Origin of the sequence: Streptomyces fulvoviolaceus (assembly GCF_000718165.1) — a bacterium.
GTDB classification, from domain to species: domain Bacteria; phylum Actinomycetota; class Actinomycetes; order Streptomycetales; family Streptomycetaceae; genus Streptomyces; species Streptomyces fulvoviolaceus.
Map to the genome: position 1 here is coordinate 71,429 of NZ_JOEY01000038.1, position 20,177 is coordinate 91,605.

Consider the following 20,177-nt stretch of genomic DNA (forward strand, 5'->3'; position numbering starts at 1 on the left):
GTCACACCCCTCCGCGCAGTCGGGCGCTCGGGTCGAGCGCGTCGCGCACCCCGTCACCCAGCACGTTCAGCGCTGCCGTGGTCAGCGCGATCAGCAGTCCCGGCGCGATCGTCACGGTGGGGCGGGTGTAGAGCAGTCCGAGGCCGTCCTCGATGATCGTGCCCCAACTGGCCTCCGGCGGCTGGACGCCGACGGACAGGAAGGACAGGGCCGACTCGGTGAGCATGGCCAGCGCGGTCATCAGCGGGACGAAGACGATCGCCGTGGGCACGACGTTCGGCAGCACTTCGCGCCGCAGGATGCGCAGGGTGGGGGCGCCGGAGCCGATGGCCGCGTGGATGAACTCCTTGTTGCGCAGGACGAGTACCTGGCCGCGCAACGGGCGGGCGATGTACGGCACATAGATCGCCGCGATGATCGCGACGGGCAGCCAGAGACTTCCCGCCTCGACCGTGATCGGGCCCAGCTTGAGCCCGTTGGTGAGCAGGACCACCGACAGACAGATGGCCAGCAGGTACACCGGGAACGCCCAGATGACGTCCAGGATCCGCGAGATGACGGCATCGACGACACCGCCCGCGTACCCGGCGACGACTCCCACGGCCGTACCGATGACGCAGGTGAGCAGGGCCGCGGTGACGCCGATGAACAGGCTCGTACGGCCGCCGTACAGCAGGCGGGCCATGACGTCGCGGCCCTGGTTGTCGGCGCCGAGCAAGTAGTGGGCGGGGTCCCAGGTCGGGCCGATCGGCGTGACGCCGAGGCCGAGGCCGGTGCTGCTCGGGGTGAGCACCGGCACCGTCTTTCCGCCGACGACCGTGGTGCCGGAGACATGGGACTGGAAGGGGTCGGTGTGGGCGATGTGGTCCGCGTACAGGGGCGCGCACAGGGTCGCCAGCACGACGATCAGCAGCAGCGCGGCCGCGGCCAGCGCCGACCTGTTGTGCACCAGGTCGGCGGCGGCCGTCCGCCAGGGGCCCGGCGAGCGCCGGGCCCCTACCGATGGGGACAGGTTCATTTCACCCACAGCTGCCCGAAGAGCATGTAGAACTGCTTGCTGAACTGGTAGTTGCCGACCCGCTTCGACGTGAAGTCGATGAGCTTCGGGTTGATCAGCGGGACGACCGGGGACTCGGCCATGATCTCCTGGTCGATGGCGCCCCACTGCTTGTCGGCGCCGGCCTGGTCGGTCTGGGACGTCTTCAGCGCCGTCTGCATCTTCGCGTCGATGCCCTTGTCGCAGAAGCCGGCGATGTTGATGCTGGAGTCGCTGCCGGGGTGGTAACTCGCGCAGGACAGCAGCACGTTGAGGAAGTCGGAGGCCGCCGGATAGTCCTGGTACCAGGACGTCAGCGCCAGCTGCACCTTGTTCTTGGTGTTCTGGATGTAGGTGAACTGGATGTTCCCCGACAGCGGCTTGAGCGTCGCCTTGTAGCCGAGCTGAGTCAGCAGGCTCTGCAGGTACTGTCCGATCGACTTGTTGACGTCGTCGTCCTGGACGACGATGCCGACTTCCTGCCCCGCCGTACCCGACTTCTTCACCAGCGCCTTGGCCTTGGCCAGGTCAGCGGCCGTCCAGGTCTTGCCGCCGCCCTTGGTGTAGTCGCACGAGTCGACGTGCCCGGGGAAGCCCGGCGGCAGGATCGTGCACGCGGGAGAGGCGAGGTTCTTGCCGCCGTACAGCCGCACCACGGCCGACCGGTCGACAGCGTAGTTGATGGCCTGACGCGCCAACTTGTTGTTGAACGGCGCCATGTTGACGTTCAGCGTCGCGTACCAGAACGCGGTCAGCGGGTTCACATGCGCCTGCGAGGCGTACTTGGTGCCGATCTCATTGAGGCGGTCGGCGGGCGGCGGGTCGTACATCCAGTCCGCCTGGCCGTTCTGGACGGCGGTGACCTCGGACTCGACGGTCTGACCGAAGGTGTAGTCGATGGCGTCGGGATAGCCCTCGGGCTGCGCCTGCCGCGACCACTCCTTGAAGTGCGGGTTGCGGACCAGCTTCAGCGCCCGGTTCGGGTCGTACGAGGCGGCCATGTACGGGCCGGTCGTGGGGAGCGGCTTGGTGCCGGCGTCCTTCGCCGGCGAGTCCTTCGGTACGACGCTGGCGTGCGGGACGGCCAGCTTGTACTCGAACTCCGGGTCCGCGGCGGTGAGGTTGACGGTGACCGTGTTCGCCTTCGCGTCGCCGGTCACGCCTCCCTCGAGCGTGCAGGAGGCCGGCTTCTTGAGGCAGGCGTCGGCTCCGACGATGCCGTTGTAGAAGGTGCCCGCGGTGGGGCTGGAGACCTTGAAGATGCGCTGGAAGGACGCCACCACGTCGTCCGTGGTCAGCGCCTTGCCGTTGGAGAAGGAGATGCCCTTGCGGAGCGTGAAGGTGTACGTCTTGCCGCCGTTGGTCACCTTGGGCATCGCTGCGGCCAGGTCGGGGACGACGGTGAACGACTGCTGGCCGTCGACCTTCTTGAACGCCAGCAGACCGTCGTACATCGACTGGTACAACTGCCAGTACTGGAGCGTGTAGTTGACCTGCGGGTCGAAGCTGCCCGCGGCCGCGTGGGCGACGAGCTTCAGGGTGCCGCCCTTGTGCTCGGGCTGGAAGGCGGAGGAGCCGGAGCCGGAGGTGGACGCGCTCGGGTCGGAAGAGGTGCCGCCGTCGGAGGACGAACAGGCGGCGACGGTCAGGGCGAGGGCGACGGTGGTCGCGGCGAACGCGACCCGTCTCGTGCCGCGGGACATGGCAAGGGGCATGGCAAGGAGCTCCCGTCGGGGATCAGTCTGCGGAGTCTCAGTCGGTGGAGTCGAGGAACTCGCCGACGACCCGGAGGTAGAGCTCCTCCTCCTCGACGTGCGGCATGTGGCTGGAGTGCTCGAACATGTGCCAGCGCACGTCAGGGATGTGGTCGGCGAAGGGCTTGACGGTCTCGGGAGTCGCTTCGTCGTAGCGTCCGGACACCAGCAGGGTGGGCGCCTCGATCAGGTGCAGCCGGTCGATGACCGACCAGTCCTTCATGGTGCCGGTCACATGGAACTCATTGGGGCCGTTCATGGTGTGGTACACCGTGGGATCGGCCTCGACATTGGCCCAAGTGGCGTTCACCTCGGGCGGGTTGGGGATGACCCGGCAGACGTGGCGGTCGTAGAAGACCTTCTCGGCGGCCCGGTACTCGGGGTCGTCCGTGGTCCCGGCCGCCTCGTGGGCGAGCAGGGTCTGCTGGACGTCCGGCGGCAGAGCGGCCCGCAGTTCGGCCGCGCCCTCCAGCCACAGCTCCATGGACGCGGGGGAGTCGGCGATGACCAGGCCGCGCAGCCCGGGCGGCCGGCGCACGGCGTGCTCGGCGGCGAGCATGCCGCCCCAGGACTGGCCGAGGACGTGGTAGGCGTCGGCGATGCCCAACGCCTTGAGGAGGTTGTCGAGTTCGTCGAGGAAGAGCTGGACGGTCCAGAAGTCGGCGCCCTTGACGGGCAGGTGGGTGGAGAGTCCGATGCCGAGCTGGTCGTAGTGCACCACTTGGCGGCCCTGCTGGGCGATGTTCGCGATGCTCAGCGTGTAGTTGTGGCCGGCGCCGGGTCCGCCGTGCAGGACGACCAAGGGTGTCCTGCCGCCGGGTTCGCCGGTGATCCGGTACCAGGTGGAATAGCCGTTGAAATCGACGGTTCCGGTGTGGTTCGGTTCGGGGATCGCCACGGGGGTGCCTCCCAGAGCGGCCGGAATCAGTCGGCCTCTGTCTGAAACGTGATGGGTGTGACGGATGGATGAGATAGTGGTGGGGTAAAAGGTCAGGCCACAAGACCTTTTAGCGGGGGCAGGGCAAGACGTAACGGCGTGTTTACGCGGCTCCCGCGCGTTTACCGCAGCGGCATGTGAAGGGGAGGACAGCTGACATCCGCACCAGAGCCACCTGAACCGGGGGACGAGTTCTCGCGCGTGCTCGACCGGGTCCTGCTGAGTGGCGCTCCGTCGCCGGAGTTGCGCCCGGTGCGAGTCGCGTCCGCCGTCGACGAGGTCGCCGACCGGCTGCTCACCGCGATCGCTGTCGGAGACTTTCTGCCGGGCGAGCGGCTGCCGGCCGAACGCGAGCTGATCCGGCTGCTGGGGGTCAGCCGTCCCACCGTGCGCGAGGCGATCGCCCGTCTGCAGGGTGTCGGCGTCGTCGAGATCCGCCGCGGCCGCAACGGCGGGGCCTACGTCCGCGACAGCTGGACCGAGTCGTCCGCGGCCGCGGTGCGTCACACGCTGCTGCCCCGCTGGGAGGAGTTCGAGCAACTCTTCGACCTGCGAGGGCTGGTGGAGGGCATGGTGGCCGCGACGGCGGCCCGGCGCAGGCACCCTAGGGACCTCGAGCCCATGCGGGAGGCCCTGGCCGCCTATCTGTCGGCGCGCACGCCGCGTGACGCGCAGACCGCGGACAGCGCGTTCCATCAGGCGGTCTGTGCCGCCACGGGCAACCCGCAGATCGTCATGCTCAGTCGGGACCTGCTGGCACGCATCAGCCTCGGTTTCCCGGTCGAGCCCTGGGGCAAGGGCGAGCGGACGCACTTCCACCAGGGCGGCGAGGACCACAAGGCCCTGTACGAGTCCATCGCGGCGGGCGAGCCCGAGCGTGCGGAGGAGATCGCACAACGGCACTTCATGATCAGCGCCGAGATGATCCGTGACGTGCTGGCCCGCGTCCGGGCCGCGGGGGAGTCCTGACGGCGCCGGTCGTGTGCGTCAGGAGGGGCGGGCGACGAGGGCGGGCAGGACCACGGCGTCGAGGTAGCGGACGAGAAAGGTCCGGTCGACCGCCTGCCCCTCCATCAGGGGACGGGCGGCGAGGGCGCCGACCAGGAGGTACGGGAGGTAGCCCAGAGCCGGGGACGCCGGGCGGACCTCGCCCCGCTCCACGGCCCGCCGCAGCAGCGTTTCGATTCCGCGCGGATCGGGGTCGACGATCAGGTCCCGCAGTGCCCGCCGCAGGTCGGGGTGGCTGTTCACGGCGTGGATCAGCCCCCGCGCCAGTGCGGTCTCCTTCTCCAGCTCCTCGTCGTCCAGCTGCGCCACCATCTCGTGGAGGTCACCGCGCAGGGAGCCGGTGTCGATGCCGTCGAGTACGAGGCCCCTGCCGTGTCGCAGGGCCCGGGCGACCAGCTCCGGTTTGCCGGCCCACTGGCGGTAGAGGGTGGCTTTGCTGCATCGGGTGCGGGCTGCGACGGATCCCATGGTCAGCGCCTCGTACCCGACCTCGCCCAGCAGGTCGAGCACGGCGGTGTACAGCTCCGCCTCGCGTTCCGGAGTGAGGCGGCTGCGGCGTGTCCGCGGTGCGACGGTAGTCATCCGCGACCCCTCTTTCGAACGAAACGGTTTCGTACAGAAGTAGGGTAGTCGAGAATCTCTTCAATACGAAACCGTTTCGGTAGTGAAAAGGAGCTCACGGGCATGGCAGGAACGCCACCGCCTCCGGCGAAGCCGGGACGCCCCCGGGACGCGGGCGCCGACGACCGCATCCTGCAGGCCGTCGTCGACGAACTCGCCGATCACGGCGTCGCGGGCTTGCGCATCAACAACGTGGCCGCGCGCGCCAAGGTCGCCAAGCGGACCCTGTACGCGCGCTGGACCGAGCGGGACGACCTGATCCTGGCGGGCCTGTCCACCCTGGCCCTGCATCTCGCTCCGCCGCGGACCGGCAGTCTCGAGGGCGACCTGGGCGTCCTCTACGACACGATCGCCGACGCCCTGGACAGCCCGCGCTGGCTGATCGCGGCCCGCTGCTCCTTCGAACTGCCTGACCATCCCGACCTCTACGCGAGGTTCCAGCGGGACTGCATCGACCAGCCCCTCGCCGTCGTCGAGGACGTCCTCTTCGACGCGCAGCGGCGCGGCGAACTGCGCGCCGGGGTCGACCGATCCGTGGCCGCCGAGACCTTCACCGCTTCCATCGCGACCTTCTGCACCCGCATCGCGCACCTGCGCGGCGTCAGCGCACGCGGTGTCCGGGAGCAGTTCCTCGACCTGGTCCTGCACGGGCTGCGCGCCGACACCGTGTGACGCCTGAGGGCTCCGTCGGCTGTGTCGATATGCGGCTCCGCCGCGGGGCCGCGACAGGTGGGCGGCCGACTGCGGCGCCGTCGTGGCTGGTCGCTCCCCCACTCTCGGCTGCGCTCGAGCGGGGGGACCCCCATCGCGGCGGAGCCGCATATCGACACAGCCCCGCGCCCCTTCAGGGCGCTGACGTACCGCACCGGACTGCGCCGGGTCCGCTCAGGACGGCGGAGCCGGTACCGCGAAGACCCGCAGCTGGAGGGCCAGGGTGCTGTAGTAGCCCACGAGTGTCGACAGTTCGAAAAGGGCGCGTTCACCCAGGGCGGCGCGGGCCTTGTCGTACTCGCCCTCGCCGAGTGCCCCGGACCGGCTGGTCAGTGCGCAGGCGAACACCCAGGCGGCAAGCTCGGCGGGGTCGGACAGCAGGGGATCCCGGCCGTCGCGCAGCGCCAGCAGCTCGGTCTTCGTCAGGCCCGCGGCGGCGCCGACGCGTTCGTGCGCGTGGCGTTCGAAGGCGCTGTCCCAGGCCTGGGCGACGACGAGGATCGCCGTCTCCCGGATGCGGTCGGTGAGGCACGTGCGGTAGCGGATCGCCGCTCCCAGTTCCTGGAGGGCCCGACCGAGCTCGGGACTCAGCAGCATGGCGTTGAACGGGCCGTTCAGCCGCCCCTCGGCGTCGGTGAGGGCGAAGTGCTGCGGCCCCGTGGAGCGCGGGCCGCCGGTGATCTCCGCGTACAACGCCCGCTGCTGTACGTCGAGGTCGGCCGGGGCGAGCAGGCGCAGACGCGAGCTCACCGCACCTCCTCGGCCAGCGCCGCCAGGTCGTCGTCCGTGAGCAGCCGGCCCTCGCACGCCATCAGCTCCCGGGCCCGGACGAGCACGTCGTCCACCTGGGCGCGGCTGAGCTCGACACCGAGGGCCGTCAGTTTGTCGGCCAGCGTGTAGGGGCCGCTGTCCGGCGTGAAGGGCACCGTGCGGGTGTTGCCGACCAGGGTGGGCTCGAGGCAGTTGTGGAGCAGGGGGTCGATCTCCGTCTCCTGGGTGATGAGGTCCATGCCGCCCCAGCAGAAGGCGTGGGTGCCGGTCACCGGGTGGTTCCAGGCTGTTTGATAGTCCGTCAGTTCCTGTCCTGTCCGGGCAAGTTCGGTGAGCCGCTCGGTCCTGATGCCGGTGCGTACGCCGTACAGCGCCTCGAAGGCGAGCGCGGTCGCCGCGAGGTCGGCGTTGCCGGGGCCGCCGCAGTAGCCGTTGACCGACAGTTCCACGGCCGTGGCGCCGGCCCGGACGGCGGCGACCGCGCAACCGACCGCCAGGCCGAAGGTGTTGTGCGGGTGCAGTCCGACCTCGACGTCCGGGACCAGGGCGCGGGTGAGCCGCACCAGGTGGGCGTACGCCTCGGGGCTCATCGCGCCCGGCCCGTCGAAGAGGGTGAGTTCACTCGCCCCGGCGTCGGTCAGCACGGTGACGGACTCCTCGTGGGTCGCCTCGGTGGCGTACGAGACCATCAGCAGCGGCACGATCACGTCGAGGCCGCGCTCCCGGGCGTACGAGACCAGCCGCGCGGCCCTGGCCAGTACGGCCGCCCGGTCGCGCGGGGTGTCCTCGGCGCGCCACTCCTCGCCGCGCCACGCCCGCCCGTACACCGGTGCCTGGTAGATCAGGGAGGTTTCGGCGAACCCCTGCACCCACACCTGTACGGCGTCGTAGCCGGCCGCCGCCGCACGGTCGATGTCGTCCGTGGAACGCATCAGCGGGCACACCACCCGGCACTCCGGGTTCTCGCCCTTGACCAGTGCCACCTCGCCCTTGAGTGCCGCGTCGCCGCGCCCGCCGAGCCCCGCCGTGACGACCTCGGCCACCCCGCTGCCCACGAGCATGCGCAGGAACGCCTCCTTCGCCTCGGCGCTCGCGACCACGCCGGGCAGCGTCTCCACCGAGCGCAGCGTCGCGTCCCGGAGCCGTACCGACGCCGGCAGTGAACCCACCACGTCCGTACGGCGGTTGAGGGGGCTGACCGACCAGCGGCCGGGCTCGTAGGCGCCGGCTGCGCGGCGCGCGGCCAGCTCGGCCCGGAAGCGGGCGATCTCCTCGGGTGTGAACGCGGGCGGCTTCTCCATACGACCCATCCAAGCTCTGTGTCGACACTAATGGCAATACACCTGCAATGAGAGCCTAGATGTTTACTTTCTGTCGACACCTGGCTAGAACTGTCGACAGTTTCACCATCCGATCGAGGGGATCCCCCGTGACCCAAGACCTGCCCGACAAGCGGCTCGGCCGCCTCGCGGGCCGCATAGCCGTCATCGGCGGTGCCGGCAGCGTCGGCCCCGGCTGGGGCAACGGCCGAGCCACCGCCGTGATCTTCGCCCGCGAGGGCGCCACCGTCTTCCTGGCCGACCGTGACAAGGAGTCCCTGGAGGAGACCGCGCGGCAGATCCGCGACGAGGGCGGCACCGCGCACGCGGCGGTGCTGGACGTGACCGAACCCGACGCCGTCCGGGACCACTTGGCGGAGTGCGAGGGCCTGGCGGGCCGTATCGACGTCCTCGTCAACAACGTCGGCGGCTCCCGCGCCGGTGGTGCGGTCGAACTCAGCCTGGAGGACTGGGAGAGTCAGCTGCGCACCAACCTCACCAGCGCCTTCCTGGCCTGCAAGTACGCCGTCCCGATCATGCGGCGCGGCGGCGGGGGCGCGATCGTCAACACCGCCTCGGCGTCCGGGCTGCGGTGGACCGGCGCCGCGCAGGTGGGGTACGCGGCGGCCAAGGCGGCGGTCATCCAGCTGTCCCGGGTCAGCGCCGTCGAGTACGCGCCGGACGGCATTCGCGTGAACACCGTCGTGCCGGGGCAGTTGCACACGCCGATGGTCGAGGCCCGTCTCGCCGGCCAGCGTGCGGGCGGCGACGTGGAGAAGCTGCTCGCCCAGCGGCAGGCCCGTATCCCGCTCGGCTTCATGGGCGACGGCCGCGACACGGCGTACGCGGCGCTCTTCCTCGCCTCCGACGAGGCCCGCTTCGTCACCGGCACGGAGATCGTCGTCGACGGCGGAATGACGGCGCGCTGTGACTGAACCCGCCGTCCACGACACACAGTTGGCACCCTCACCCGGCTGCCCGCCCCCGCACCCCGCCCCGCGCGCCCCGTCCCTCGCACTCCCGCCGGACAGCTGCGACGCCCACTGCCACATCCTCGGCCCTGCCGACGTCTTCCCCTACGCGCCGGACCGCACCTTCACGCCCCTCGACGCCCCCAAGGAACAACTCCGCGCGCTGCACGCCCACTTGGGCCTCACCCGCGCTGTGATCGTGCAGTCCTCCTGTCACGGTCACGACCACTCCGTCCTGCTGGACGCCCTGAGATCCCGCGACGGGCAGCTGCGAGGCGTGGCCCTGATCGGCGAGTCGACGACCAGGGAGGACGTCGAGGAGCTGCACCGCGCGGGCGTGCGGGCCTTCCGGCTCAACTTCCTGCCGCATCTGCGGATCCCGCCCACCCGCGCCGAGATCGACTCGGTGCTCGAACGTGTCGACGGCCTCGGCTGGGCAGCCCAACTCCACGTCCGGGGAGAGCAGATCGCCCTGCTCGAAGACCTGGTACGCGGTCTGCCGGGCAAGGTGGTCGTCGACCACATCGGACGGGTCGATCTCGCAGCCGGGCCCGACGGTCCGCCCCTGCGCAGCCTGCGCGCCCTGCTCGACAGCGGTCGGGTATGGGTGAAGGTCAGCGGGGTCGACCGGGTCTCCCGGCAGGGTCCGCCGTACGCCGACGCGGTGGCGCTGGCCGCCTCCCTGGTGGCGCACGCACCGGAACGCGTCGTCTGGGGGACCGACTATCCGCACGTCAACATCATCGGCCACGCGCCCGACGACGGTCTGCTCGTGGACCTCCTCGAGCGGATCGCCCCGGACCCGGCGCACCTGCGGCGGCTGATGGTCGACAACCCGGCCGAACTCTTCGACTTCCCGACCGACTTGCCGACCGACTCACCGACCGACTTCCCGGCCGGTTCATAGTGTCGGCAGGAATGCACAGGTTTTTCGCTGTCACAGCCCTTGAAGGCCAAAAGTGTCGACAGTAGTGTCCCGACTCGAACCCAGTGAGAGGAGGACGGTCATGGCTCGGTTGGCTCCGGACAGCCTGCTCAGGCGTGGCGATGCCGCGTACGAACAGGCCCGGCTCGACGCCGTCTGGAACGAGCGCAAGCCCGACCGCTACCCCGACGTCATCGTGCTCGCCGAAAACGAGCAGGACGTGGTGGCCGCCGTACGGCTCGCCCGCAGCGAGGGGCTGGCTATCGGCATCCGCTCCGGCGGCCACAGTTGGGTCGGCAACGGAGTGCGGGACGGCGGCATGCTGCTCGACCTCTCGCGGCTGCAGGACATCAGCGTCGACCCGCAGACCAGGACGGCCGCCGTACAGCCCGCGGTCAAGGGCCCGGCCCTGCTCGAACAGCTCGCTCCGCACGGCCTGTTCTTCCCCACCGGCCACGCTCCCACCGTCGGCATCGGCGGCTTCATCCTGGGCGGCGGCTACGGCTGGAACTCGCGGCGCCTCGGCCCCGCCTGCCTGAGCATCGTGGCCGTCGACGTCGTCCTCGCCGACGGCACCCTCGTGCACGCCACCGATGCCACCCACCCCGACCTGCTGTGGGCGGCCCGGGGCAGCGGCCCCGGCTTCTTCGGCGTGGTCACCCGCTTCCACCTGGCCCTGCACCCCAAGCCGCGCCGCATCCTGCGGACCGCGCACAGCTACCCGCTCGACATGCTCGACGAGGTGCTGGCCTGGTCGCACGACACCCTCGAACACCTCGCGCCCGCCGTCGAGTTCTCGGCGAAGGTGGGCTTCTCTCCCTGGCTGGAGCGGCAGACGGTCTCCGTCACGGCCACCGCCTTCTGCGAGACGGACGAGAACCTCCTCGCCCCGCTGGAGGACGCGCCCTTCCGGGACCGGGCGATCCGTGCGGTGGTCGCGGAGGAGACCACCATGGTGGAGCTGTACGACTACGCCGACCGCATGACCCCACCCGGCATGCGCTGGGCCCTCGACGGGATCTGGACCGACGAACCGGTCGAGAAGGTGCTGGACGCCTCCCGGCCGCTGTTCGACTCCATCCCCGACACCACCAGCCATGTGCTGTGGATGCTGTGGGGCGGTTACCCGGAGCGTCCCAACGCCTGCTGGTCCAGCCAGGCCAAGCTCTATCTCTCGCCCAACGCGGGTTGGACGGACCCCGCCGAGGATCTGGCCCACGAGGAGTGGGCGCATGGCCGGCTCGCCGAACTGCAGCACCTGTCGAAGGGGCTGCAGTTCTCCGACAACAACCTCGCCGACCGCTTCGACTACGGGCTCAGCCCCGCCAACACCGCGCGCCTGGAGAGGATCCGGGCCGTGTACGACCCCGAGGGACTGTTCCGTACGTACATGGCCCCTCGGGAATCCACGACCGCCTACGCCGCCGCGGGTCACGCGCGGACGCACTAGCCCGTACTCGAAAAGCTCGAAGGAGAGCCGTTCCATGCAGACCTCCAGAACCCCGCGGCGTCGTACCCTCATCCTCCTGTCCGCCCTGGCCGTCACCGGATCCCTCACCGTCACCGCCTGCGGCGGGGACTCCGCCACCGCCACGACCTCCGACGGCAAGGCCAAGATCACCGTTCTGCGCTCCAACGGCGCCATCTTCGAGCCGCTCTACATCGCCGAGCAGCAGGGCTACTTCAAGGACGCCGGCCTCGACGTCACCATCAAGGCCGGCGCCCAGGACACCTCGCAGAACGCGCCCTCCGTCCTCAACGGCGAGGCCCAGTTCGCCATGACGGACAGCTCCGGCTTCCTCAAGGGCGCCGCCCAGGACATGCCGATCCGGATCGTGACCGGACTCCAGTCGGCGACGACGAAGACCGACCCCACCGACGGACTGCTGGTCAAGAAGAGCAGCTCGATCGAGTCGTTCAAGGACCTGGAGGGCAGGACGGTCGGCATCTCGGCGCTCGGCGGCACCATCCAGTTCATCTGCGAGTACCTGGTGCAGAAGGACGGCGGCGATCCGAGCAAGGTCAAGTTCGTGGCCCTGCCGACGACTTCGCTCACCGACGCCGCCACCTCCGGCAAGACGGACGCGGTCTTCTCCTTCGGCCCCTTCTACTTCGCGGGCAAGGACAGCGGACTGCGCTCCATAGGCAACGGCATGAACGACGTGCCCGGCATGATCCAGGGCCTGCTGTTCTCCAGCGAGGAGTACCTGTCGAAGAACAGCGCCGCGGCGAAGAAGTTCATCGACGCGGTCGCCAAGGCCATCACCTATGCCAACGAGAACCCCTCGTCGGTCAAGGCGATCGACAAGAAGTACACCGAGGTCCCCGCCGAGTTCATCGACGCGCACGACACCAACTACTACGACAAGACCCTCAACACCACCGTCATGCGCACGGTCATCACGAAGATGCACGAGTTCGACCTGCTCGACAACGAGCCCAAGGACGACGCCCTCTACTGGGACCAGGCCCCGACCACGGCCGGGGAGTAGCGATGGCCAAGGTCCGACTGCTGCAACTCGGCGCGGTTGTCGCCGTGTTGCTGCTGTGGGCGCTGATCGCCGCGGTGGGCGTGGTCAGTTCGACCGCGCTCCCGGGGCCGGGCGCCGTGGCCGGCGCGCTCGGCGACCTCCTCGGCAGCGGCACCTTCTGGCAGGCGGTGGGGGAGACCCTGCGGGGCGCCGTGACCGGACTGCTCGTGGCGATCGCCGTGGGAATCCCGGTCGGCCTGCTGACCGGTGTGTACGCGGCGGCCGAGGAGTCCTCCCGGCTCCTGATGGAGGTCCTCAGGTCCTTCCCGGTGATCGCCCTGCTGCCCGTGTTCCTGCTCGTTCTCGGCTCGACCCCGGGCATGAAGGCGACGGTCGTCTTCATCGCCTGCGTCTTCCCGGTGCTGCTCCAGGCCCAGTACGGAGCACGCAGTGTGAGTCAGGCCGTGCTCGAGACCGTGCACGGCTACCGCATCCCGCGACTGCTGCGCCTGCGCCGGGTGGTCCTGCCTGCCGCGGTTCCGTCGATCATGACGGGTCTGCGGCTGGCGGCCACGACCTCGGTCCTGGTGTCCATCGGCGTCGAAGTGCTCACCACGCTGCCCGGCATCGGCCACATGATCATGGATTCGCAGCAGGGGGGCGCCTCCGCGCGGGCCTACGCGTACATCCTGACCGCCGGCGCCATCGGCTACACGATCACCCTGCTCGCGCAGTTCGCCGAGCACCGGCTGCTGCGCTGGCGCCCGCCCGCGCAAGCGGGAAAGGAGTAGCCGCGTGCCCTGGAAACCCGTCCTGCGCCAACTGTGGCTGCCCGTCCTGGTGTTCCTCGTCCTGCTGGTGTCGACAGCGGGCAGCACCAGCTTCTACTTCCCGCCGCTGACCGAGGTCCTCGGCGACCTCTGGAACGAACTGCTGCACGGCGGCCTCTTCGGCGACCTGCTGTTCAGCCTCCGCAACATCCTCCTCGGCCTGGCCCTGGCCACCGTCGTGGGCGTGGCTGCCGGACTCGTCATCGGGGAGATACGCACCCTGCGGCTGGCCACCGGCCCGCTCCTCGACTTCGTCCGCGCCACCCCCACGGTCGGGTTCGTGCCCGTCATCATCCTCACCCTGGGCATCGGCTCCGGACCGAAGGTCTTCCTGATCTTCCTGGGATCGGTGTGGCCGATCCTGCTCAACACGGTCAGCGGCGTGCAGGCCATCGGCCCGGCCGTGCACGAGACCGCCCGCGGCTACCGCATCCCCTGGGCGCTCAGGATGCGCAGGGTCATCCTGCCCGGCGCCCTGCCGCAGATCCTCGCGGGCATCCGGGTCGCCCTGTCGATCGCCGTCGTCCTCATGGTCGTCAGCGAGATCTACGGTTCGCCCGTGGGCCTCGGCAACTTCATCCTGCAGAGCGGATCCAGCTTCCATGTCGCCGAGACCTGGGCCGGCACCATCCTGATCGGCATCCTCGGCTACGGCCTGAGCGTGCTGCTCCTGCTCGTCGAGCACCGCCTGCTGGGCTGGTACCACGAGCGCGCGCCCCGGGTGCGCTCCCCGCGGCCGGTCCGCGCGGAGACCGCGGAGAGCACCGACAGCACCGGCAGCATCAAGAGCAACGGAGTCGTCGTATGACACGCGGATCGACCCTGTACGTCGAGGACCTCTGCATGAGCTTCGGGCAGGGCCCGCAGGAACACCGGGTCCTCGACGGCCTCACCCTGAGCGTGCGGCCGGGCGAGTCGGTGTGCCTCGTCGGTCCGTCCGGCGCGGGCAAGACCACGCTCCTGCGCTGCCTGGCCGGACTGACGCGGCCGACCTCCGGCGGCGTGCGGTACGGCGAACAGGCGCTCACCGAGCCGCACACCGACATCGCCGTGGTCTCCCAGGACTACCGCGGCTCGCTGCTGCCGTGGCTGCGTGTGTGGGACAACGTCGCCTTCCCGCTTCAGGGCCGGGGCGTGAAGAAGGCCGTACGCAAGCGGCGCGCGCTGGAGTGCCTGGAGGCGGTCGGCCTGTCGGACGTCGGCGACAAGTACCCCTGGCAGCTCTCCGGCGGCATGCAGCAGCGGGTCGCCATCGCGCGCGGACTGGCCTACGACGCCCCGGTCCTGCTGATGGACGAGCCGTTCGGGTCGGTCGACGCGCAGTCCCGGTTCGACCTGGAGGACCTGACCCTGCAACTGCGTCGGCAACTCGGCATCACCGTGGTCGTGGTCACCCACGACATCGACGAGGCCGTCTATCTCGGCGACCGCGTCATCGTCCTCGGCGGCAAGCCGACTGTAGTCCTGGACAACCTCACGATCCCGCTCGGCACGGACCGCGACCAGCTGACGACCCGGGCCGATCCCCGGTTCGCCGAACTGCGCACGCGCGTCCTGGCGTTGATCCGCGGTGAGCGGGTCCCGGCCGGACCGGAGGCGGCGCACCGGTGACCACCAGGTTCGACCATGTCGGCATCTCGGTACCGGACCTGGACGCTGCCGTCGCCTGGTACTGCGAGGCGCTGCACCTCACCGAGGAGCACGCGTTCTCCGTCCCCGGTACCGATCTGCAGGGGGTGATGCTCCGTCACATCAGCGGCCACCGCATCGAGTTGCTCCACCGCCCGAATGTCGCACCTGGCCTGGCGGCCGACGGTCCGCTGCAGGCGGCGGCCACGCTCGGCTACGGCCACCTCTGCCTCGCCGTGGACACACCCGACGAGGTCGACACGGAGTTCGCGCGCCTCGTCGCCGCGGGCGCGGGCGTCCGGATGAGTCCGCGTCCCGCGCCGCGTCCGGGTGCGCGGATGGCGTTCGTGTCCGACCCGTACGGCAATCTCATCGAGCTGATCGACCGGACCGTCTGACGGTCCGCCTCTTCTTCCCCTTCCCCCCTCCTGCTGACCGCCATCTGTGGGTCAGCCATGCCTGAAAACCGTTCAGAACAAGGGAGTTCACTGTGACACGCACCAGCAGGACAGGCCCCGAGGTCGCCTACCGGGCCCGCCCCCGCGCCCTGCTCGTGGCGGTGGCCGCCGCCTTCGCACCCACCCTGGCCGCACCGGCCGTCGCCCACGCCGCATCCCCCAAGTCCACCAAGGCCGGCACGCGCATCACCGTGGGCTCCGGCGAGACCCTGGAACTGACCGGGACCACCACCGCCTGCGTCCTCACGATCGAAGAGGGCGGCGTCATCACCGTCCCCGACGGATACCGCCTGTCCCTCACCGTGAACGGCGTGGAGACCGGCAGCGACCTGGCCGAACTCACCGACGGCTACGGCGGAGCGGCCACCGCCATCGCCGCCGGCACCTACCGGGGCACAGTCGTCCTCAGCGTCGCCGAGGCCAACGACCTCGCCTTCAGCGACCTCACCTTCCCCTTCCGTCAGGCGCTCTACGTAGACGTGGACGGCGTCGACGAGGCCAAGTCGGTCCCCTCGGCCGTCCTCGGCGGCACTGTCACCGACACCGCCGCGAGCAACGTCAGACTGCTGTCCGACGGCGAGTCCTTCAACGGCGTCTACGTCACCGGGGGCGGCACGTACACGCTCACCAACCCGAAGATCGCGTACACCGGCAACGGCCGCTGCGACTTCATCGGCTATGGGGCCTCCGTCGTCGGCACCGGCGAGGGCACCACCCTGGTCCTGGACGGTGCCACCATCAGCAACGAAGGCGTCGTGCGCACCGCGGTCATCGCCGACGCCACCGCCAACGTCATCGTGAAGAACTCCACCCTGCACTGCGCCGACGGAACCGTTCCGGACGAGTACCCGACCGCGGGCACGGGCGACACGCGGTACATGATCACCGTGCCGTGGATGCTGGGACTGTCGGGCAACGTGCGCACCACCAACCTGCTCGGCACGAGTACCAAGGCGTCGTTCGTCAACTCCACGATCTCGTCGGAGAAGTGGGGTGCGCTGTCGGTCGACGGCGGCAGCTACTGCACGCTGACCGCCATCAACAGCACCATCGCGAACACGGGCGGCGAGGGCTACGGCTCGTACGCCATCGGCAACGTGACCGAGCACTTCCTCGGCTGCACTTTCGACGTCGGTGACTACGCCCTCATCCACTGGGGCGCCTCGGCGCACTACGGCGACAGCACGAAGGACGCCGTCGCCGCCCTGAACGACTCGCTCGACATCGGACTCACGAGCGCCGAGTTGAACGCGCTCCCGGTGAAGTCGACCGTCGTGAACGCGGGGCGTTTCATGGTGCTCTGGTACGCGGTGGGCTCCGTCGCCATCGACGGCGGCACGCAGGTCAACACGGGGGAGACGGCCTTCATGTGCAAGGCGGTCGCCGGCTCGGTGACCGTGGACGGCTCCGAGGGTGCGAGCATCAACGCCGGCAACGGCGTCATCTTCCAGCTCATGGACACCGACCGGCCCAGCAGTGTCTCGGTGTCGGGCAAGCCCTGGAAGACGGAGACGATCGGCACGTACACCGAGCCCACCGGGTCCCCGGCCAAGTCGTCGAACTGGGTCACCACCAGCGCCCAGTCCACCGACGCGAAGGCCACCTTCACCGACATCGACCTGAAGGGCGACTTCTACAACTCGGTCTGGGGCGGCGGCAACGCGAGCCTCCAGGGCCAGAACCTCACCCTCTCCTTCGCCCGCTCCTCCGTCGAGGGCGTCATCTCCGCGAGCACCACCAAGCACAGCGTCTCCACCATCACCTCGGCGGAGTACCGCCGGATCAGCGAGGTCACCAACACGACGAGCGCGGTGGTCAACAACGGCGTCCTCGTGACCCTGGGCAGCGGCTCCACCTGGACGGTCACCGGCACGTCGTACCTGAGCGCACTCACCCTGGCCTCGGACGCGACGGTGACGGCCCCGTCCGGCCGGACGGTGACCCTGACGGTCGACGGAACCGCCACGGAGCTCAAGGCGGGCAGCTCGTATACGGGAGCACTCACGCTGACCGTGGCGTAACGAGGACATGAACCGGCCCCCGGGGAGGATGCGAACCGATTCGCGGGGGCCGGAGCTTGTAAACGGGGCTATCGGCAGCTCACCCAGGGGCGCGGGGAACTGCGCGACCAGCCACGCACAACCGGCACTGCCACAACCGGCCAAGCCGGCGCAGCGCTTACGCTCCGATCATGTTGTAGCCGCCGTCGGCGACCAGGAAGCCGCCCGTGATGTGGTTCGCGTCCTCGGTGGCCAGGAAGAGGGCCGTCCCCGCAAGCTCCTCAGGACCCGGGATACGCCCCATGGGAGTCGCCTCCCGCAGCACATCCCCGCGACCGCCCTTCCAGTCCTGCCGGCCGAGCGTCGCCTGGGTCTCGATGAACCCCGGCGCGAACACGTTCACCCGGACCTTCGGCGCGAAGGCATGCGCGTACGACTTGGTCAGGCCGATGATTCCGTACTTCGCCGCCGCGTACTGCGGAGCCCGCGCACTGCCACGGACGACCACCGTCGAACCGATGTTGACGATCGCGCCGCCGCCCTCCTGCTCCAGCATCCGCGCCCCGAACTCGTGGGTGCACAGCAGCGTGCCCTTGATGTCGACGGCGAGGACGTGGTCGACGGACTCCTCGGTCAGGTCCCGCCAGGACATCTGCTCGCGGGCCACGTCACCGACGTTGTTGACCGCCACGTCGAGACGCCCGAAGTGCGCCCACACCTCGTCGGCGAGACGTTTGATCTGGTCGTGCTCGGCGATGTCGGCCTGCACGACGAAGGCCTTGCGGCCGAGGGCTGTCACCCGCTCGGCCGTCGCCTCCGCGCCCGCGCGCGAACTGCGGTAGTGGACGGCGACATCGGCACCCTCCTGCGCGGCCCGTACGGCGATCTCGGCGCCGAATCCGGTACCCGCGCCGGTGACGAGGACGGTCTTGCCGGCGAACCGGTCGGGGACGGGGTTCATACGGTCTCCGTTCGTGAAGTCGTAGTACTCGCAGGGGTGTTCATACGAGGGTCCGCCCGCCGTCCGCGTACAGCACCTGCCCGGTGACGAACGCGGACTCGGCGGAGGCGAGGAAGAGGACGGGACCGGTCAGATCCTCGGGCCGGCCGAGCCGCCCGGCCGGCACCAGCGCCTCCATGGACGCGCGGACTCCGGGGCGGGCGAGGTAGTCACGGGTGAGGTCGGTCTCGGTGTAGCCGGGGGCGACCGCGTTCACGGTGACCCCGTCGGCCGCCCACTCCCGTGCCATCACCCGCATCAGCTGGTTCACGCCGCCCTTGGTCGCCGCGTACGGCGCGTGGTCCTTGTGGGCCAGCAGCCCGGACACGGAGGAGAGGTAGACGATCCGCCCGTAGCCGCTGGGCACCATCACCGCTCCGGCGGCCCGGCCCAGCCAGAACGCGCTGTTGAGGTTCACGGCGAGCAGCCGCTCCCACACCTCGTCCCGCGTCTCGAGGACGGGCCTGCGATCGTTGGCGCCCACCGCGTGGACGAACACGTCGAGCCCGCCGAGGAGTCGGACCGCCTCGTCGACGGCCGCCCGGCAGGCGTCGGCGGCGGTGAGGTCGGCCACGAGGCCCGTCACGCCCGCCCCGATGCCGTCGAGCTTGTCCTTGTCCACGTCGAGTACGACCACGGCCGCGCCCGCCTCGGCGAGTGCCCGCGCCACCGTCGCGCCGATCCCGCCGGCTCCGGCGACCAGGGCACGGGTACCTGCGAAGTCCCATGTAGTCCGCATGGACCGGACCGTAAGCCACGCCCAGGTTTTGTGTCCACACTTTGCGCAGCTCTTGACGGTGATCGCCCTTATCGGCAGGCTTAGTGTCGACAGTTAGGGAGGTCTTGATGAAGCTGGTGACGTTCGATGCGGGATCCGAGCCGGGGCTGGTGGGGCGACTCGACGGAGAGACCGTCGTGGAGCTCGACGTGCCCTCGACCCGTGCGTTCTTCGAGAGGGAGAGTCAAGTCGGCGAGACGGGGCGGACGTTCACGCTCGCCGATGTGCGGCTGCGGGCCCCCATCGTGCCGAAGAAGTTCTTCCACACGGCGGGCAACTTCCGCGAACACCACGAGGACCTGGTCCGGGTCGACTGGTCCCATCCCGTCAACAAGGGCATCGTGTTCTTCCAGAACGTCGACGCGATCATCGGCCCGGACGAGCCGATCGTGTACCCGGCGAACCTGACCCGGGAACTCGACTACGAACTCGAACTCGCCGTCGTCATCGGCAAACCGGGCCGCTTCTTCTCCGCCGAGCAGGCCGCCGAGCACATCGCCGGCTATCTGGTCTTCAACGACATCACCGCCCGCGACATCCAGCGCAAGGAGATGGAGTCCGGGGTCTTCTCCTTCTCCAAGGCGATAGAGACCTTCTGCCCGATCGGTCCCTGCATCGTCACCGCGGACGAGATCGACGACCCGCACGCCCTCGACATGGAACTGCGCGTCAACGGAGACGTCCGCCAGAAGTCCAACACCGCCCGGATGTCGGTGTCGATCCCGCAGCTGGTCGCCTACCACTCCCCGCAGACCTACAGCGCGGGCGACATCGTCACCACCGGCACCATCGCCGGTGTCGCCGCGAGCACCGAGGACCCCTTCGCCAACTACCTCAAGCCCGGCGACGTCGTCGAGGCGGAGATCGAGGATCTCGGGGTGCTGCGCAACACGGTCGTGTCCTGGCGGGATGCGTACGGCGAGGACGAGCCGCCCGCCGAGCAGTGGGTGTGATCGAC

The 20,177-nt window shown here is 69.7% G+C and carries 20 protein-coding genes; 12 read left to right on the forward strand and 8 right to left on the reverse strand.

The window, feature by feature from the left end:
- Window position 1 precedes the first annotated feature (1 nt).
- The 3 genes from IG08_RS0135315 to IG08_RS0135325 are packed head-to-tail and all read right to left on the reverse strand — an operon-like array spanning window position 2 to window position 3,688.
- Window positions 2–1,018 (reverse strand): ABC transporter permease, encoded by a 1,017-nt coding sequence (locus tag IG08_RS0135315; protein WP_030612298.1) that lies wholly within the window; start codon window positions 1,016–1,018, stop codon window positions 2–4.
- Complete coding sequence (locus IG08_RS0135320) at window positions 1,015–2,751, reverse strand: ABC transporter substrate-binding protein (protein WP_234343043.1); 1,737 nt, start codon at window positions 2,749–2,751, stop codon at window positions 1,015–1,017. The genes IG08_RS0135315 and IG08_RS0135320 overlap by 4 nt, the downstream gene beginning before the upstream one ends.
- Window positions 2,752–2,788: 37 nt before the next feature.
- Window positions 2,789–3,688, reverse strand: coding sequence for a proline iminopeptidase-family hydrolase (locus IG08_RS0135325; RefSeq protein ID WP_030612305.1), 900 nt, complete (start codon window positions 3,686–3,688; stop codon window positions 2,789–2,791).
- A gap of 291 nt (window positions 3,689–3,979) precedes the next feature.
- On the opposite strand from IG08_RS0135325, the gene IG08_RS0135330 reads away from it, so the two are divergent.
- Window positions 3,980–4,696, forward strand: a complete 717-nt coding sequence (locus IG08_RS0135330; RefSeq protein WP_234343044.1) for a FadR/GntR family transcriptional regulator — start codon at window positions 3,980–3,982, stop codon at window positions 4,694–4,696.
- A gap of 18 nt (window positions 4,697–4,714) precedes the next feature.
- On the opposite strand, the gene IG08_RS0135335 is transcribed toward IG08_RS0135330, so the two are convergent.
- Window positions 4,715–5,317, reverse strand: coding sequence for a TetR/AcrR family transcriptional regulator (locus tag IG08_RS0135335; RefSeq protein WP_030612311.1), 603 nt, complete (start codon window positions 5,315–5,317; stop codon window positions 4,715–4,717).
- Between the two features lie 102 nt (window positions 5,318–5,419).
- Here IG08_RS0135335 and IG08_RS0135340 point away from each other — a divergent pair, with 102 nt between their 5' ends.
- The gene (locus IG08_RS0135340; protein WP_030612314.1) at window positions 5,420–6,028 is read left to right on the forward strand and encodes a TetR-like C-terminal domain-containing protein; all 609 of its coding nucleotides are present in this window, start codon (window positions 5,420–5,422) and stop codon (window positions 6,026–6,028) included.
- A 213-nt stretch (window positions 6,029–6,241) separates the two neighbouring features.
- On the opposite strand, the gene IG08_RS0135345 is transcribed toward IG08_RS0135340, so the two are convergent.
- The gene (locus tag IG08_RS0135345; RefSeq protein WP_030612317.1) at window positions 6,242–6,817 is read right to left on the reverse strand and encodes a carboxymuconolactone decarboxylase family protein; all 576 of its coding nucleotides are present in this window, start codon (window positions 6,815–6,817) and stop codon (window positions 6,242–6,244) included.
- Window positions 6,814–8,139 (reverse strand): hypothetical protein, encoded by a 1,326-nt coding sequence (locus IG08_RS0135350; RefSeq protein WP_030612320.1) that lies wholly within the window; start codon window positions 8,137–8,139, stop codon window positions 6,814–6,816. Before IG08_RS0135350 ends, IG08_RS0135345 begins: the two co-directional genes overlap by 4 nt.
- A gap of 128 nt (window positions 8,140–8,267) precedes the next feature.
- Between IG08_RS0135350 and IG08_RS0135355 the strand changes: the two genes are divergently transcribed.
- The 9 genes from IG08_RS0135355 (at window position 8,268) to IG08_RS0135395 (ending at window position 17,462) form a co-directional block, all read left to right on the forward strand.
- Window positions 8,268–9,092: an SDR family NAD(P)-dependent oxidoreductase gene (locus IG08_RS0135355; protein WP_030612323.1), complete on the forward strand. Its 825-nt coding sequence runs from the start codon at window positions 8,268–8,270 to the stop codon at window positions 9,090–9,092.
- On the forward strand, window positions 9,085–10,035 hold the full coding sequence (locus tag IG08_RS0135360) for an amidohydrolase family protein (protein ID WP_078655872.1): 951 nt from the start codon (window positions 9,085–9,087) through the stop codon (window positions 10,033–10,035). The genes IG08_RS0135355 and IG08_RS0135360 overlap by 8 nt, the downstream gene beginning before the upstream one ends.
- 100 nt (window positions 10,036–10,135) lie before the next feature.
- Entirely contained in the window at window positions 10,136–11,503 is a 1,368-nt protein-coding gene (locus tag IG08_RS0135365) for an FAD-binding oxidoreductase (protein ID WP_052424995.1), read from the forward strand.
- Window positions 11,504–11,537: 34 nt separating this feature from the next.
- Window positions 11,538–12,545: an ABC transporter substrate-binding protein gene (locus tag IG08_RS0135370; RefSeq protein WP_030612333.1), complete on the forward strand. Its 1,008-nt coding sequence runs from the start codon at window positions 11,538–11,540 to the stop codon at window positions 12,543–12,545.
- 2 nt (window positions 12,546–12,547) lie between these two features.
- Window positions 12,548–13,315 (forward strand): ABC transporter permease, encoded by a 768-nt coding sequence (locus tag IG08_RS0135375; protein ID WP_030612336.1) that lies wholly within the window; start codon window positions 12,548–12,550, stop codon window positions 13,313–13,315.
- A 4-nt stretch (window positions 13,316–13,319) separates the two neighbouring features.
- Entirely contained in the window at window positions 13,320–14,162 is an 843-nt protein-coding gene (locus tag IG08_RS0135380) for an ABC transporter permease (RefSeq protein WP_052424996.1), read from the forward strand.
- On the forward strand, window positions 14,159–14,965 hold the full coding sequence (locus tag IG08_RS0135385) for an ABC transporter ATP-binding protein (protein WP_030612343.1): 807 nt from the start codon (window positions 14,159–14,161) through the stop codon (window positions 14,963–14,965). The genes IG08_RS0135380 and IG08_RS0135385 overlap by 4 nt, the downstream gene beginning before the upstream one ends.
- Window positions 14,962–15,381, forward strand: coding sequence for a VOC family protein (locus IG08_RS0135390; protein ID WP_030612345.1), 420 nt, complete (start codon window positions 14,962–14,964; stop codon window positions 15,379–15,381). The genes IG08_RS0135385 and IG08_RS0135390 overlap by 4 nt, the downstream gene beginning before the upstream one ends.
- Before the next feature lie 92 nt (window positions 15,382–15,473).
- Window positions 15,474–17,462 carry an autotransporter outer membrane beta-barrel domain-containing protein gene (locus IG08_RS0135395; protein WP_052424997.1) on the forward strand — a complete coding sequence of 663 codons (1,989 nt, stop codon included), beginning with the start codon at window positions 15,474–15,476 and terminating at the stop codon, window positions 17,460–17,462.
- Window positions 17,463–17,619: 157 nt separating this feature from the next.
- Here the strand turns inward: IG08_RS0135395 and IG08_RS0135400 are convergent, their stop codons facing one another.
- The gene (locus IG08_RS0135400) at window positions 17,620–18,402 is read right to left on the reverse strand and encodes an SDR family NAD(P)-dependent oxidoreductase (protein ID WP_030612351.1); all 783 of its coding nucleotides are present in this window, start codon (window positions 18,400–18,402) and stop codon (window positions 17,620–17,622) included.
- Between the two features lie 40 nt (window positions 18,403–18,442).
- Complete coding sequence (locus tag IG08_RS0135405) at window positions 18,443–19,180, reverse strand: SDR family NAD(P)-dependent oxidoreductase (protein WP_030612355.1); 738 nt, start codon at window positions 19,178–19,180, stop codon at window positions 18,443–18,445.
- 107 nt (window positions 19,181–19,287) lie between these two features.
- On the opposite strand from IG08_RS0135405, the gene IG08_RS0135410 reads away from it, so the two are divergent.
- Window positions 19,288–20,172 carry a fumarylacetoacetate hydrolase family protein gene (locus IG08_RS0135410; protein WP_030612358.1) on the forward strand — a complete coding sequence of 295 codons (885 nt, stop codon included), beginning with the start codon at window positions 19,288–19,290 and terminating at the stop codon, window positions 20,170–20,172.
- Window positions 20,173–20,177 lie beyond the last annotated feature (5 nt).